This window comes from Bacillus sp. 522_BSPC (assembly GCF_001076885.1).
Classification (GTDB): Bacteria; Bacillota; Bacilli; order Bacillales; family Cytobacillaceae; genus Niallia; species Niallia hominis.
Genome location: NZ_JVDT01000118.1, coordinates 39159 through 54117 on the forward strand (window position 1 = coordinate 39159; position 14959 = coordinate 54117).

The following is a 14959-nucleotide window of genomic DNA, read 5'->3' on the forward strand; positions in this document are numbered from 1 at the left end:
AACTGTATTGGAACTCTTAAAAAAAAAACATAAAAAATTAGTAGAAAACTTTTTTTCTCTTTCTCTAGTCCAAGCAACGAATATGTTGCTTCCATTAATTTCATTACCTTATTTAGTTAGAGTATTAGGTCCTGACAAATATGGCTTAATTATATTTAGTCAAATGTTTATTCAGTATTTTGTTTTATTTACAGATTATGGTTTTAATTTATCAGCAACAAAAGAAATTGCAAAAAGTAATGAAGATAAAGATGAAATTTCTAACATCTTTAACTCAGTCCAATTAATTAAGGGGATATTTTTGATATTAAGTTTCATTATTGTTATTATGATTATTTCTAATATACAGAAATTTTCCGAAGATAAAATGCTCTTTTTAATTAGCTTTGGGTTAGTTTTATCTAATGTATTATTTCCGATTTGGTTTTTTATGGGTATAGAAAAGATGAAGTATATAACCTTTTTAAATCTACTTTCTAAAATATTCTATACAATTGGTATTTTTATTTTTGTGAAATCAAAAAATGATTATTTGTGGGTTCCTATTTTAAATGTAGTTGGACAAAGTATAGTAGGTTTAATTTCACTTTATATTATATTTTTTAAATATAAAGTGAAATTAAGATTTCCTGGATATTCCTCCTTGATATATCACTTAAAGGAGGGATGGTTTATATTTCTTTCAACGATTTCTGTGAGTATTTATACAATCAGTAATACATTTATCCTTGGTCTTTTCACAAGTACTACAATTGTTGGTTATTATTCTGCAGCTGAAAAACTCATAAATACTGTTAATAATTTAATAACTCCGATTGGTCAATCAATTTTTCCACATGTAAATAAACTTTTCTCAGAATCAAAAATTAAGGGATTAAGATTTTTGAAAAAAGTTTTAATTTTGGTAACTTGTTTATCTTTAGTATTTAGTTTTACTATATTTAATTTTAGTAGCACAATAATTAATATTTTCTATGGTGAAGAATACAAAAGTTCAATAGAGATTTTGAAGATTCTATCTTTTGTACCATTCTTAGTAGCTATAAGTAATATTTTTGGAACTCAAACAATGTTGCCTCTTGGGTTTCATAAACAATTTTCTTCAATTATAGTTATTGGTAGTTTAGTCAATATTCTGTTAGCCTTTACCCTAGTTCCTAAATATACCTACTTTGGTACTGGTTTTGGAGCTCTTTTCTCTGAACTATTGGTAGCATTATTTATGATGATGTACTTGAAGTATAAAGGAATAAGTTATTTTAATAAAGCAGATAGCGAAATTAGAAATTGTTAAGGGGGAAATGTAATGGGTGTAGAAAGAATATGCGCAATTGTTGTAACTTATAACAGAAAACAATTGCTAATGGAATGTATAAATAAATTACTTAGCCAAACATTAAGCCTAGATGAAATAATTATTATAGATAATGCAAGTACAGATAATACTATTTCTGAAATTAGAAGTAGATACTCCGAAGATGAAGTTACTATACTACCTTTAGAGCAAAATGTTGGAGGAGCAGGTGGATTCTATGAAGGTCTTAAATATGCTAAGACAAAAGGGTATGAGTGGATATGGATTTTAGATGATGATACCATTCCAGAATTAGATTGCATTGAGCAATTAATAGAGACTAAAGATAAATTTTCAAATACAATGAAGCCTCTTCTTTTAGCAAGTAGAGTAAACTGGATAGATGGTACTCTTCATCCAATGAATTTACCAACTGTAAAAAATAGGGATAATGAAAAACTGTTCATGGCAGCAAGAAACGGTTGTATTAGTATAAGATCAACCTCATTTGTTTCTTTATTAATTAATAGAAGTTTAATAGAACAATACGGTTTACCAATAAAGGAATATTTTATTTGGAACGATGATTTGGAGTATACGTCAAGAATACTAAAGAATGAATTCGGAGTTGTAGTACCTAAGAGTGTTGTCAAACACAAAACTAAGGTTAAATATACACCAATAGAATCTGCTGGTGCACGTTATTATTATGAAGTTAGAAATAAGATATGGCTACTTAAAACAACCTCCTTTTCAAAAAAGGAGAAAATAAGAATTTTTATATCTGTTATTAGAGGTATATTTCAATTTATTAAATTGAATAAGCTTAATGCTATTAGTATAAAAACGATATCAAAAGGATTGTTTGATGGTCTATTCATGTATAATAAGTATTTTAAAACAGCAAAATAAATTTATAATTCATATTTAAAATAATTAGCCGAGAAAGGGAAGGAGGAATATTTTGAAAAACGATACAAAGTTATCTATTATAATTTGTACTTATAATAGATGCGAGTTATTAATGAAAACATTAATGTCTATAAATAAATTAAAAGCTATTGATTCAAATGAAATTGAAGTGTTAGTTGTAGATAATAATTCAAACGATAATACAAAAGAGATAGTTTCGGAATGTAAAGAGATTTTGGATTATCATTTAATATACATTCTAGAACAAAATCAAGGATTGTCATATGCAAGGAATACTGGTATTGTGAGATCTCAAAGTAGTTATATTGCATTTTTAGATGACGATGCCATCCCAAGTGAAGACTGGGCTAAAATTATAATTGAAACTTTTGATAATAATCCCAATATTAAATCTATTGGTGGCCCCATTGAACCTAATTTTGAAATTGATCGACCGAGTTGGTTATCAAAAGACATTGAACCTCTTTTCACAATATTAAATCTTGGGGAAAAAGAAATACCGTTTCCTTCTAAACGATTACCTATGGGTGCAAATATGGCTTTTAGAAAAGAAGTTTTTAAAGATATAGAATTCCCTATACATTTAGGTAGAAAAGGTGATTCATTAATTTCCGGTGAAGAGAGTTGGGTATTCTCTCAAATTAAAGATTTAGGAGTTATTTATTATTGTCCTAAAGCGAAAGTAAAACACTTTATCTCAAAAGAACGATTAACTAAAGAGTGGATTAAAAAAAGGTATATAAATGAAGGAATAAGTAAAGCTATGGGAGCAACTACAACTATTGAAAAAATAAAGCTATTTTCTATAACTATTACAAAACTTATAGTAGTTAATTTACTTGATATTTTTAATAATAATAATGAATCAGTAAGATTAATTAATAAATGCAGGCTCATGTCTTACAAAAGTTTGCTAGACAGTCTTTTAGTAAAGAGAGTGGAGAAAATAAAATGAAATTCACTTTCTCGCTACTTGATGGTGGTTATTCAATTTTATTATATGTAATCTTAATTGTAATTTTTAAAAGAAGAATTAAAGGTTTTTTTGATCCTTTTAACATCTATTTGATAATATATTCATTTTCATTTGTTGGCATTTTAACTCAGCCTAATAATAGTATATATTATAATAAAATAATCTTTTGTTTGATTGCACTATTCTTAGGTGTTTTTATAGGTAGTTTATTTGATAAAACAACTTCAAATAGCTTATATGAGAATAAAAAATTATCAATAAGTTATAAGTTACAGTTAACATTATCAATCTCCATTTTTATTGTTATTATATTAAATTTTGTAGTTAACTTTTTAATGACAGGAAACATTCCGTTAATTAACGGAGGTTATCAGAACCGTTATCAAGTAAGTGATGGAAATAGAATATTAACTTGGTTATATTATGCAGTGAATTTTAGCCCAATTGCTTTAACTCTGTCAGAATATCATAGAGTGAAGAATATTGCTAAAATGTCACTAGGTATAGTGTTTTTATCTCTTATATTAACAGCAAATAAAGCGTCCTTTCTAACTATTGTATTATTATTTACAAATATAATATTTGTATATAAATTATTTGGATTAAAGATAAAGCGACAGTATTTCATTGCACTGATGCTAGTTTCAATATTTTTTATAATAATTACTCCATTTTATGCATCTTATGTTACTGGAAATAGTTCTATTGAGGCACTAAATATTTTATATAATAGGTTATTTTTGAGTTTTGATCAGTTAATAATGCTTAATAGTTTTCAATATGAAGTTAGTAATAATCATCTCTCAATGCTTATTTGGTATTTTGCACCGTTTTTGAAAGTAGTGGGTATTAAGAATGATTTTGATTCCGCTGCGGACTATTTTGTTTTTTTGTTAACAGGGCTAGAACCAGGTACCTACAATGGACCAGTCAATAATTTAATACTAGAATTAATTGTTACTCATAACAGTATTCTTTACATGGTTATATTTGTCTTTTTATATTCAACCATAATAACTTATTTTAGGTTTAAAACGATGAATAAAATTAGAATAAATTTTATAGATTATTTTTTCATATCCTCAATTGTTGTAAAACCTTTTCAGTTTTTTGTAGAGGGATATCTTTATTTTGTTAGCTTAGTATTAGGTATAATTTTTTATTTAATTATCTATATTATTTATTTTATTTTATATAAAAGTTATAAAATAAATGAAGAAAAAAAATGATGGTGATGTTATTATTGAAAGTATTTTACTAGTAATTATAAGTTTAAATAAAAGAGGTGAAAAAATAAGTGAAGATTTTAATGCAAAATAGAATTGATGCTTTTAATAATTTAGGTGGCGATACCATACAGATGGTTAATACTAAGAAGTATTTAGAAAAATTATACGGTATTGAGGTAGATATATCAACAGAATTACATCCTAACTTAGAAAAGTATGATATAGTTCATTTGTTTAATATCACTAGAATTCATGAGACGTATGAACAATGTCGCAATGCAGTTAAATTTAATAAACCTATTGTATTTTCTACAATTCATCATAGTAAGAGTGACATTGCCAATTATGAAAAGAATGGAGTAGAAGGATTGGTGAAGTTAATAAGAAAGATGATTAGTAACGAGAACTTTTTTCAACTACTCAAAACAATATCATATAGTATGAGATATCCTAAAACCTATAACTCTGTCGTAAAGCAAATAATATTAGGTTTTTTTCATATGCAAAGGTATGTGTTAAAAAATAGTACTATTCTTCTTCCTAATTCTGAAATGGAATATAAAGAATTAGAAAATGATTTTGACATGCGCAATATGAATTATTTAGTTGTACCTAATGGAGTAGAGCTTGATGAAAAATTATTGAATATATCTGAAGATGTTTTTTATGAAAAATTTAAATTAAAGGAGTTCATATTATGTCCAGCTAGAATAGAGCCTCGAAAAAATCAAGTTGCTCTTATAAATGCATTAAAAGGTTGCGACTATCCGGTAGTTTTTGTAGGTGGTATTAATAATAAGCATAAAAAATATATAAAAGAATTTTTAAATCTTATTAATGATAATAATAATTTATTCTATTTGGGTAAATTGGAAAAAGAGGCACTATTTTCTGCATATAAATTAGCAAGAGTTACAGTTTTACCGAGTTGGTTCGAAACAACTGGTTTAGTAGGTTTAGAAGCTGGAGCAATGGGTTCTAATATTGTAATGACTGAAAAGGGATATACACAAGAGTACTATGGAAATATGGTGTCTTACTGTGATCCATCTAATTATGATTCAATAAGAAGTTCTATAGATAATGCTATAGAATTTAATTATAAAAATAATGAATTCATAAGACTCATTAAAAATAAATATACTTGGAATATGGCCGCAGAGAAAACATACGAAGCGTATAGGCAAATTTTAAGAAGATAGAGAACTTATATTTATTTAAGCTTGCTTAGTATTTAAAATTCAAGAAGAAAACTATGAATATTCTATTCATAGTTTTCTTCTTGAAGGTATTGAATATTATGGTTGATTTTATTATCTTTAGAAAAAGAGGTGGGATATAATGAAAAAAATTTCAATCATATTACCAGTTTTTAATGGAGAAAAATATATAAGAAAATTAATTGATAAAATTAGGTTGCAGAAGATAGAAAATGATTTTGAAATTATTGCGGCTGTTAGCAAGTCAAATGATCGCAGTCTTGAACTTTGTGAGCAATTATGTGACATAACTTTTTTGGTTGAAAATTTTAATCATGCTAAAACAAGGCATGTAGCTGCTCTAAAGGCAAGTGGTGATATATTAGTATTTATTACACAAGATGTTACACCATATGACCATGTTTGGTTAAAAAACTTAGTAGAACCTCTATTTGGGGATAATGATATAGTTGCAACATATTCAAAGCAAATTGCATATCCTTATGCTACTGAAACAGAAAAGCTAATGAGGCAATTTAACTATCCTGACTATGACCGTTTATGTAATAATATGACTATTGAAAAATGGGGAAGAAAAAATATATATTATTCTGATGCTTCTTCAGCTACATTAAAAGAAACTTTTTTTTCCCTGGGTGGCTATGATTTTGATGTAGGTACAAATGAAGATGTAGTATATGCTTTAAATGTTATTATTAGTGGAAAAAGTATTTTATATAACTCTAAAAGTAAAGTTTATCATAGCCATAATTTCGAAGTTGGAAGTGTTTATAAAAGATATAAGTTAATTGGTTCATTTGAAAAAAGATATCAAAATGATTTAAAAGATTATTCTTCATTAGGAGAGGGAAGAAAATTATTATATTTTTTATTAAAAAATCTATTGAAAAGATTTAAAATAAAAGATTTATTGTTGCTAGGTATTGATTTACTTACAAGATATCTGGGATATAAAAAAGGCTATTCTATGAAATTATAAAGAATGGATTAAATTGTACTAAAATGTACTTAGAAAGTTTTGAGTAGAAGAATTAGATTAAAGTGTATGATTTTATATATAATATTTAGGCATTCACATATTAAGTAATTGAAGCTCATGTTTGCAAAAATCTGATTTTTTGATAATGATACTGTGAATGCTTTTTCTTATTTACGATAATTATTAAACAATAATGCTAGTTTATTAAAAATTCAACTTGAACTTCGACAAATGTTATATTGTTTCTCTTTGTTCAGAGTTATTTTGAAAGAATTACTAAAAATTTTTTATCTAGAATTTAAAATGAATTAGGAGGTAGTTTAATGAAAGGTATAATTTTAGCCGGGGGAAGTGGTACTAGGCTATATCCTCTAACCCTGGTAACAAGCAAACAATTACTACCGATTAATGATAAACCAATGATATACTATCCACTTTCTACTCTAATGCTAGCTGGTATTAAGGACATTTTAATTATTTCTACTTCTGAGGATACTCCACGTTTTGAAGCGCTTTTAGGAGATGGTTCCCAATTTGGTATTTCCTTGCAATATAAGGTGCAGCCTAAGCCAGAAGGGCTTGCTCAGGCTTTTCTGATTGGGGAAGAATTTATCGGTAATGATTCTGTTGCGATGATATTAGGAGATAATATATATTACGGAAGCGGCATGAGAAAGATTCTTCAGCGTGCTGCTCAGAAGGAAAGTGGTGCAACCGTATTTGGCTATCATGTACAGGATCCAGAGCGATTTGGGGTAGTTGAATTTAATGAAGAAGGAAAAGTGCTTAGTGTGGAAGAGAAGCCAAAAGTGCCTAAATCTAACTATGCCATCACAGGTCTTTATTTCTATGATAACCGTGTTGTAGAGATTGCGAAGAATGTCATGCCATCCCATCGCGGAGAGCTAGAAATCACTTCTATCAATGAAGCGTATCTTCAATTAGGGGAGCTTGATGTAGAGTTATTGGGAAGAGGGTTTACTTGGCTGGATACCGGGACGCACCAAAGTTTGTTAGATGCAGCTAACTTTGTACGTACGGTTGAAGATCATCAAGGAATCAAAATTTCCGCACCAGAAGAGATAGGTTACATAAATGGATGGATTACGAACGATCGCTTAGTCGAACAAGGGAATTTATATGCTAAAACTGGCTATGGCCAATATCTATTAAAGGTAGCTAAAGGGCAAATTATATATTAACAGAATGAGGTATCAAGGAATGCAAATTACAGAAACATTTATCCAGGGTTTAAAAGTGTTGGAACCAAAGGTTTTCGGAGATCATCGCGGATGGTTTATGGAAACGTATAATGAAGAGAATTTAATTCAAGAAGGAATTGATATTAAATTTGTTCAGGACAATCAATCTTTTTCTGCTGCAAAAGGAACACTGCGTGGATTGCACTATCAATTAAATCCGAAAGCACAAACCAAGCTAGTTCGCTGTACAAAAGGGGCTATCTTTGATGTGGCAGTCGATATCCGCAAGGGAAGTCCGACTTTTGGAAAGTGGTTTGGTGTAGAACTTTCTGCAGAAAATAAAAAACAGTTACTGATTCCACAAGGATTCGCACATGGTTTTATGACGATTACAGATGATGTGGAAGTGCAATACAAAGTGGACAACCTGTATGCTCCAGATTGTGATCGTGGAATTATTTGGAACGATTCAGCAATCAATATTGAATGGCCGTTAGATATTACGCCTATTCTTTCCGAAAAAGACGAAAAAGCTCCTTTTCTGAAAGATGCTGATAATAATTTCCAATATGGAGACACTAAATGAAAGTATTAGTAACAGGATACAGCGGTCAATTAGGCTATGACGTGGTTCAAGAAGGAAAACGCCGCGGGTTGGAGATGATTGGCGTCGGCAGTAAGGAGCTTGATATTACCGACGAAGAAAAAGTACACACCCTTGTACAAAAAGTAAAACCAGATGCGATTATCCATTGTGCTGCGTATACAGCAGTCGATAACGCAGAGGACAACCAAGAAGCGTGCTTTGATGTGAACGTGAATGGCACGAAATATTTAGCAAGCGCAGCGAAAGAGGCAGATGCAAAATTCGTCTATATTTCCACAGACTATGTCTTTGAAGGAACAGGTACAGAACCTTTTACAGAAGAAAACCCAGCATGTCCCGTTGGCTACTATGGTTTAACCAAGTATGAAGGGGAAAAAGTGGTACAAAGTTTACTTGAGAAGTATTATATTGTGCGAATTTCTTGGGTGTTTGGCTTCAATGGCAAAAACTTCATTAAAACGATGCTGCGTTTGGCCGAAACGCGTGATGAATTAAATGTAGTGGGTGATCAGCACGGATCCCCAACCTATACCTTCGACCTGGCTAAGCTTTTGCTTGATATGGTTGAAACAGACAAATATGGTGTATATCATGCTTCCAATGAAGGATTCACAACATGGTCCCAATTTGCTGAAGAAATTTTTAACGTGGCTGGCAAAGCTGTAAAGGTCAACAGCATTACAACTGAAGAATATCCAACAAAAGCAGTGCGTCCTAAGAACTCCAGAATGTCCAAGGACAAGTTGGAAAGAAAAGGATTTAATCGTCTTCCAGCATGGCAAGATGCTTTAAAACGATATGTAGCTGAATATCAAGAAGAGGTGAAGTAAATGGCAAAGAAGAAAGTATTAGTAACAGGTGGAGCAGGTTTTATCGGTGGAAATTTTGTTCAATATATGGTCAATAAATACCCAGATTATGATATTTATAACCTTGATTTATTAACATATGCTGGCGATTTAACGAAACATAAATCGATTGAAGAGAAAGAGAATTATCATTTTGTTAAGGCAGATATTGCGAATCGAGACGAGATTTTCGCTCTTTTTGAGAAAGAGAAATTTGATTATGTGACTCATTTTGCGGCAGAAAGTCATGTAGACCGTTCCATTACCAATCCAGAAATTTTCGTGGTAACGAATGTATTGGGAACTCAAGTATTATTAGATGCATCAAAAGCAGTGGGCGTGACTAAATTTATTCATGTGTCCACAGATGAAGTATATGGAGAATTAGATGTTGATCCAACTACTTTCTTTACAGAAGAAACACCATTGCAGCCAAACAGTCCTTACAGTGCAAGTAAAGCATCTTCTGATATGCTGGTTCGCGCGTATCATGAGACATATGGCCTGCCAATTAATATTACTCGTTGTTCCAACAACTATGGACCATACCATTTCCCAGAGAAATTAATCCCACTAACAATTTCTCGTGTATTAAATGATCAAATGATTCCGGTGTATGGAGATGGTAAGAACATCCGTGATTGGTTGCATGTGCTAGATCATTGTGCAGCGATTGATCTTGTTCTTCATGAAGGAGTAAATGGGGAAGTATATAATGTGGGCGGACATAATGAGCGTACCAATCTAGAAGTTGTAAAAACCATCATTAGCACATTAGGCAAATCCGAAGATCTGATTGAATTTGTGACAGATCGCTTAGGACATGACAAACGCTATGCCATTGACCCGACTAAGCTAGAAGCTTTAGGTTGGAAGCCAACATATACTTTTGAATCAGGCATTGCCCATACTATTCAATGGTATTTAGATAATAAAGAATGGTGGGAGCAAATCATTAGTGGTGAATATCAGCATTATTTTGAGAAGCAGTATACATTATAGATTTCAGTATAGAAAAAATAATAATATAAAAGGAGAATTAGAAAATGTATGATTATTTAATAGTAGGTGCTGGTTTATTCGGATCAGTATTTGCTTATGAGGCAAATAAAAGAGGAAAAAAATGTCTAGTTATAGATAAAAGAAATCATATTGGTGGTAATATCTATACCGAAGAAATAGAAAGTATAAATGTACATAAATATGGTGCGCACATATTTCATACTAATGATAAAAAAATCTGGGAATATGTAAATAGTTTTACTGAATTTAATAGATATACAAATACTCCAGTAGCAAACTATAAGGGTGAAATATATAATCTTCCTTTTAATATGAATACATTTAATAAGTTATGGGGAGTAATTACTCCTATTGAAGCAAAGAAAAAAATAGATGAACAAAAAGAAGAGTCAGGAATAAAAGAAGCAAAGAATTTAGAAGAACAAGCGATTTCTTTAGTTGGAACAGATATATATGAAAAACTAATCAAAGGTTATACAGAAAAACAATGGGGAAGATCAGCGAAAGAATTGCCGGCATTTATTATAAAGAGATTACCTGTTCGCTTTACCTATGATAATAACTATTTCAATGATAAATATCAAGGGATTCCAGTGGGTGGTTATACTATTATTATAGAAAAAATGTTAAAAGATATTGATGTAAAACTTAATGTTGATTATTTTGGAAATAAGGAAGAGTTTGATAACTTAGCTGATAAAGTAGTATTTACAGGTATGATTGATCAGTTTTATAATTATAAATATGGAGTCTTAGAATATAGAAGTCTGCAGTTTGAGACAGAAATAATAAATCAAGATAATTATCAAGGTAATGCAGTTGTTAATTACACGGATAGAGAAACTCCATACACAAGAATAATAGAGCATAAACACTTTGAATTTGGAACTCAAGATAAAACAGTTATTACTAAGGAATATCCTTCGGAATGGAAACCAGGTGATGAACCTTATTATCCTGTTAATAGTGACAAAAATAATGAATTATATAAAAAATATAAAGAATTGGCAGATAAAGAATCAAATGTAATATTTGGTGGTAGGCTTGGTACTTATAAATATTATGATATGCATCAAGTGATTGGGGCAGCACTTGTTACAGTTAAAAGGGAATTTGGAGAATAATTTTAATCACAAGAAATTCTTGGTCACAGTGACGCCTCGAATAATCTTGTTTCACATAAATGTTTCACGGGAGGCTTTGTGTGTGATTGCTGTTGGAATTTGTTAAAGAAGAAGTACAGCAAGTGTATTGTTGTCTTCTTTTTTTATTTTCATTTTGGCAGGAAATTTGATTATTTTGAACTTATGGTCACAGTGCACCGAGATCTAAAAAGTAGACAATATAAATTCGGATTAGTTCAATGAACTCATGGTCACAGTGACGCCCCGAAATATGTCGAGGATTGATAGAGAATTAGATTGTGTGAATGATAAACTTAAATAGTAGTTGGATATTGGAGGGGGGTGGCGTTTTTCCCTTTCCAATGGCGAACCGATAATAAATTCTTGCTGCACAGTGAGGCACTGAAAAAATCTTGTTTCACAGGAAATTCTACGAGAGAATTTGTGTGAAATTACAGTAGGAAATTGTTAAAGGAGAAGTACAGCAGTAGAGCTATTAAATATAATCCTTTTTTCTCTGTAGAGAATAGTTAGTTCGAAAGGAATTTTTCTCTCTTGTATTGAAATAGTAAGTAAAAAATTATGGAGTGATACTATGCCGCACTGGACCCCAATTAAAAATGAGCCTTTTATTAATATTATGGATGACTATAGACGAGAAATTGAAAACAAAGATGCTAAAGCGACTAAAGAAATAACTAGGCAGTACGCACACAGGTTATATCAAGAGTATGAAATTTTAAGTGAACATACAGAGAATGCAGTATATGAACATCTTTCCTACTTCGATGACTTATTAGCTGGTATATCAAATATGAAACATGCAAAAAAAGACATTGGTTATTATGGGAATTTTCCAAGAACATTCAACAAAAACAAATTAAATTTAGCCAGAGTAATGAGATCTCGGTAGTTAATAAAGAGATATATAAATCTAGGTTGACTCAATGACTATTGTAGAAAAGTTTAGGTCACAGTGAAATCCCGAATAATCTTGTTTCACAGGAAAATATTACAAGAGTGTTTTGTGGGATTGCCGATGGAATTTGTCAAAGAGAAGTACAGCAGTTATATTGTTTTCTTCTTTCTTTTTATTTTCATTTTCATTTTTGGCAGGAAATTTGATTATTTTGTAGAATATTGAAGTGGTAGATTATATCTTTCCCTCTGTTAGTTGTTCTTGTTCTAAAAAGAATTCCTTCTATTTTAACCTCGATTGATTTATCATCCTATTTTATTCTTTCTCGAATTGTTATTTCTTTCCTAGTTTATTTTCACTCATTGTACTATAAAACTAAATAGTTTGGAGGTTTTTGTATGACCGTAAAGGTTTCAAGTATTGGTTTGAAAGGATTAGAGGGCTACCGTGTTCAGGTGGAGGTGCGGATATCACAGGACACGGAATCTATGGTGATTGTTGGTTTGCCTGATGCTTCTGTTAAGGAGTCTCGAGAGAGGGTGTTGGCGTCGATTGCTCATTTTGATTTGGATGTGACGGATAAGAAGGTAGTTGTGAATCTATCTCCGCCTGATCAAAAGAAAAATGGTTCGCTATTTGATCTGGCTATCGCAATTGCTGCTTTGAAGGAACTGGGGGAGGTGAAGCGTGAGATTCCCACAGATACGGCGTTCATTGGGGCATTATCCCTTGATGGTTCGGTTGTGAGTGGAGAAGGGATACTACCTGCAGTTATTGCGGCAAGGGGACTTGGGATCAAACGAGTGTATTTACCTTATGATTCGGTGCTGCCACTCCATATGCTACAGGATATTGAATGTATAGTTGTGTCTCATATCGAGGAAGTCGTTCAGCATTTGGAAGGGCAAGAAAGCATGCTGTCTCAACCTTCTTTTTCCTCAGAGAATCATCTAACACCAGAGATTGCCACACATCAAAAGGACTTCTGTCATGTGATTGGACATGAGAAAGCAAAAAGAGCATTAGAAATTGCTGCAGCTTGTGAGCATAATTTGCTGATGAATGGTCCTCCTGGTTGTGGAAAGAGCTTGTTAGCTGAATCTTTTCCTTCCATCCTACCTTCATTAACAAATCAAGCACAACTCGAAGTGATGAGTTTGTATCAGCTTGCTCGTGAAAAACGCATCCATGTTCCATCTGTTCCTTTCAGACATCCCCACCATTCTGCTTCTGCTGTCGCCATTATTGGTGGTGGATCGAACCCGCGACCAGGTGAAATTTCGATGGCTCACCATGGGATTCTTTTTCTCGATGAGATTGCAGAATTCTCCAAAAAAACGCTTGATATGCTCCGTCAACCACTCGAAACAGGTGAAGTAACCATTAGCAGAGCGCATTCTACAGTGACGTATCCAGCTTCTTTTATCCTAATAGGTGCTATGAACCCTTGTCCATGTGGATACCTCGGTTCTCTTCATCATTATTGCACCTGTTCCCAAAAGCAAATTCAAGCCTACCGAAATCGGTTGTCCGGTCCTATCTATGACCGAATGGACATCCTCTTATCCTTACAGTCAGTAAATGTTAACGGGTCCCCAACGACGCAAGAATCCTCTAATGATATTCGTAAAAGAGTGGAAAAAGCGCGCGTGCGCCAGTATGAACGGTATCAACAAGAAGTATCCAATGCGAAGGTTCCGTTTGACATTTTGGTGGAAACGAGTGCCTTGACAACAGAACAGAAAAAGACACTCACCCAAATTTCTTCTAAGCAAAACTGGAGCAACCGTGTTCAGATAAAAATTATCAGACTCGCAAGGACCATTTCTGATTTAGCAGGGGAAGAAAGAATAGCTGATCAAGCCATTTGGGAAGCGATGACCTTAAGACGCTGGGGGCAGAATAAACAAACGACGATTGCGAGGGAGAAATAATGCCCTATAAGAAACGAGTGTATACACCAGAGCGATTTTATCATATTGTTTCCAGAGGAAATCGACGTGACCCTTTGTTTCGGAATGCCAGTGATTTTCAAGCATTTCTTCATATCCTAACACAACTCTACGAAAAGTACCCCTTTGAAATCGCCTCCTATTGCCTTATGAATAATCATTTCCATTTACAATTGCGTTCTAGTGAAGTGCCCATTTCAAAGCTAATGGCACTGATCAATAAACGTTATGCCAATTACTATAACACCAAATACCGTTTAACAGGCCATGTCTTTGAAAAACGGTTTTATGACAAAAGAATTGACGACAAAGAAGGAATGTTAAAAGTTAGCCGTTATATACACCTTAACCCAGTTGAGGCGAGGATGGTTAAGCTGGCAGAATACTATCCTTGGAGTAGCTATCAATATTATAAGGATAAGCATTCTACAGTACCTTGTTTTATGAATGTGAATTTTTTACTAGATTATTATGAAGGATCATTGACACAGAAACGGGAAAAGTACTGTAGTCTTCTTGGTCACAGGGACGACCCGAAATATGTCGAAGATTGATAATAGAAAATTAGAATGAGGAGTGATAAACTGAAATAGTAGTTGGATATTGGAGGTGTTTTTTTCGGTTTAGGAAAGGGGGGATAATCATAGAAAGAT

14 protein-coding genes are annotated in these 14959 nt (G+C 32.0%); all 14 read left to right on the plus strand.

Annotated elements, in window-relative coordinates; all coding sequences use genetic code 11:
• Nucleotides 1–7 precede the first annotated feature (7 nt).
• The 14 genes from ADJ83_RS09180 to ADJ83_RS09245 all read left to right on the plus strand — a co-directional run bounded on the left by ADJ83_RS09180 (nt 8) and on the right by ADJ83_RS09245 (nt 14860).
• Nucleotides 8–1294, plus strand: coding sequence for a flippase (locus ADJ83_RS09180; protein WP_048717619.1), 1287 nt, complete (start codon nt 8–10; stop codon nt 1292–1294).
• Nucleotides 1295–1306: 12 nt separating this feature from the next.
• Nucleotides 1307–2206, plus strand: coding sequence for a glycosyltransferase family 2 protein (locus tag ADJ83_RS09185; protein ID WP_048717621.1), 900 nt, complete (start codon nt 1307–1309; stop codon nt 2204–2206).
• Nucleotides 2207–2258: 52 nt separating this feature from the next.
• Nucleotides 2259–3182 carry a glycosyltransferase gene (locus tag ADJ83_RS09190; RefSeq protein WP_048717623.1) on the plus strand — a complete coding sequence of 308 codons (924 nt, stop codon included), beginning with the start codon at nt 2259–2261 and terminating at the stop codon, nt 3180–3182.
• Complete coding sequence (locus tag ADJ83_RS09195; protein WP_048717625.1) at nt 3179–4432, plus strand: O-antigen polymerase; 1254 nt, start codon at nt 3179–3181, stop codon at nt 4430–4432. Before ADJ83_RS09190 ends, ADJ83_RS09195 begins: the two co-directional genes overlap by 4 nt.
• Before the next feature lie 68 nt (nt 4433–4500).
• The gene (locus tag ADJ83_RS09200) at nt 4501–5634 is read left to right on the plus strand and encodes a glycosyltransferase (RefSeq protein WP_048717627.1); all 1134 of its coding nucleotides are present in this window, start codon (nt 4501–4503) and stop codon (nt 5632–5634) included.
• 139 nt (nt 5635–5773) lie between these two features.
• Entirely contained in the window at nt 5774–6631 is an 858-nt protein-coding gene (locus ADJ83_RS09205) for a glycosyltransferase family 2 protein (RefSeq protein WP_048717629.1), read from the plus strand.
• A gap of 323 nt (nt 6632–6954) precedes the next feature.
• Nucleotides 6955–7833 (plus strand): glucose-1-phosphate thymidylyltransferase RfbA, encoded by an 879-nt coding sequence (rfbA, locus tag ADJ83_RS09210; protein WP_048717631.1) that lies wholly within the window; start codon nt 6955–6957, stop codon nt 7831–7833.
• 19 nt (nt 7834–7852) lie between these two features.
• Nucleotides 7853–8419 (plus strand): dTDP-4-dehydrorhamnose 3,5-epimerase, encoded by a 567-nt coding sequence (rfbC, locus tag ADJ83_RS09215; RefSeq protein ID WP_048717634.1) that lies wholly within the window; start codon nt 7853–7855, stop codon nt 8417–8419.
• Nucleotides 8416–9270 carry a dTDP-4-dehydrorhamnose reductase gene (gene rfbD, locus ADJ83_RS09220; RefSeq protein ID WP_048717636.1) on the plus strand — a complete coding sequence of 285 codons (855 nt, stop codon included), beginning with the start codon at nt 8416–8418 and terminating at the stop codon, nt 9268–9270. The genes rfbC and rfbD overlap by 4 nt, the downstream gene beginning before the upstream one ends.
• Nucleotides 9271–10290 (plus strand): dTDP-glucose 4,6-dehydratase, encoded by a 1020-nt coding sequence (gene rfbB / locus ADJ83_RS09225; RefSeq protein WP_048717638.1) that lies wholly within the window; start codon nt 9271–9273, stop codon nt 10288–10290.
• Nucleotides 10291–10334: 44 nt separating this feature from the next.
• Nucleotides 10335–11435 (plus strand): UDP-galactopyranose mutase, encoded by a 1101-nt coding sequence (gene glf, locus ADJ83_RS09230; RefSeq protein ID WP_048717640.1) that lies wholly within the window; start codon nt 10335–10337, stop codon nt 11433–11435.
• A gap of 595 nt (nt 11436–12030) precedes the next feature.
• Complete coding sequence (locus ADJ83_RS09235; protein ID WP_048717642.1) at nt 12031–12348, plus strand: hypothetical protein; 318 nt, start codon at nt 12031–12033, stop codon at nt 12346–12348.
• Between the two features lie 404 nt (nt 12349–12752).
• Complete coding sequence (locus ADJ83_RS09240) at nt 12753–14288, plus strand: YifB family Mg chelatase-like AAA ATPase (protein ID WP_048717644.1); 1536 nt, start codon at nt 12753–12755, stop codon at nt 14286–14288.
• Nucleotides 14288–14860, plus strand: coding sequence for a transposase (locus ADJ83_RS09245; protein ID WP_048717645.1), 573 nt, complete (start codon nt 14288–14290; stop codon nt 14858–14860). The genes ADJ83_RS09240 and ADJ83_RS09245 overlap by 1 nt, the downstream gene beginning before the upstream one ends.
• Nucleotides 14861–14959 lie beyond the last annotated feature (99 nt).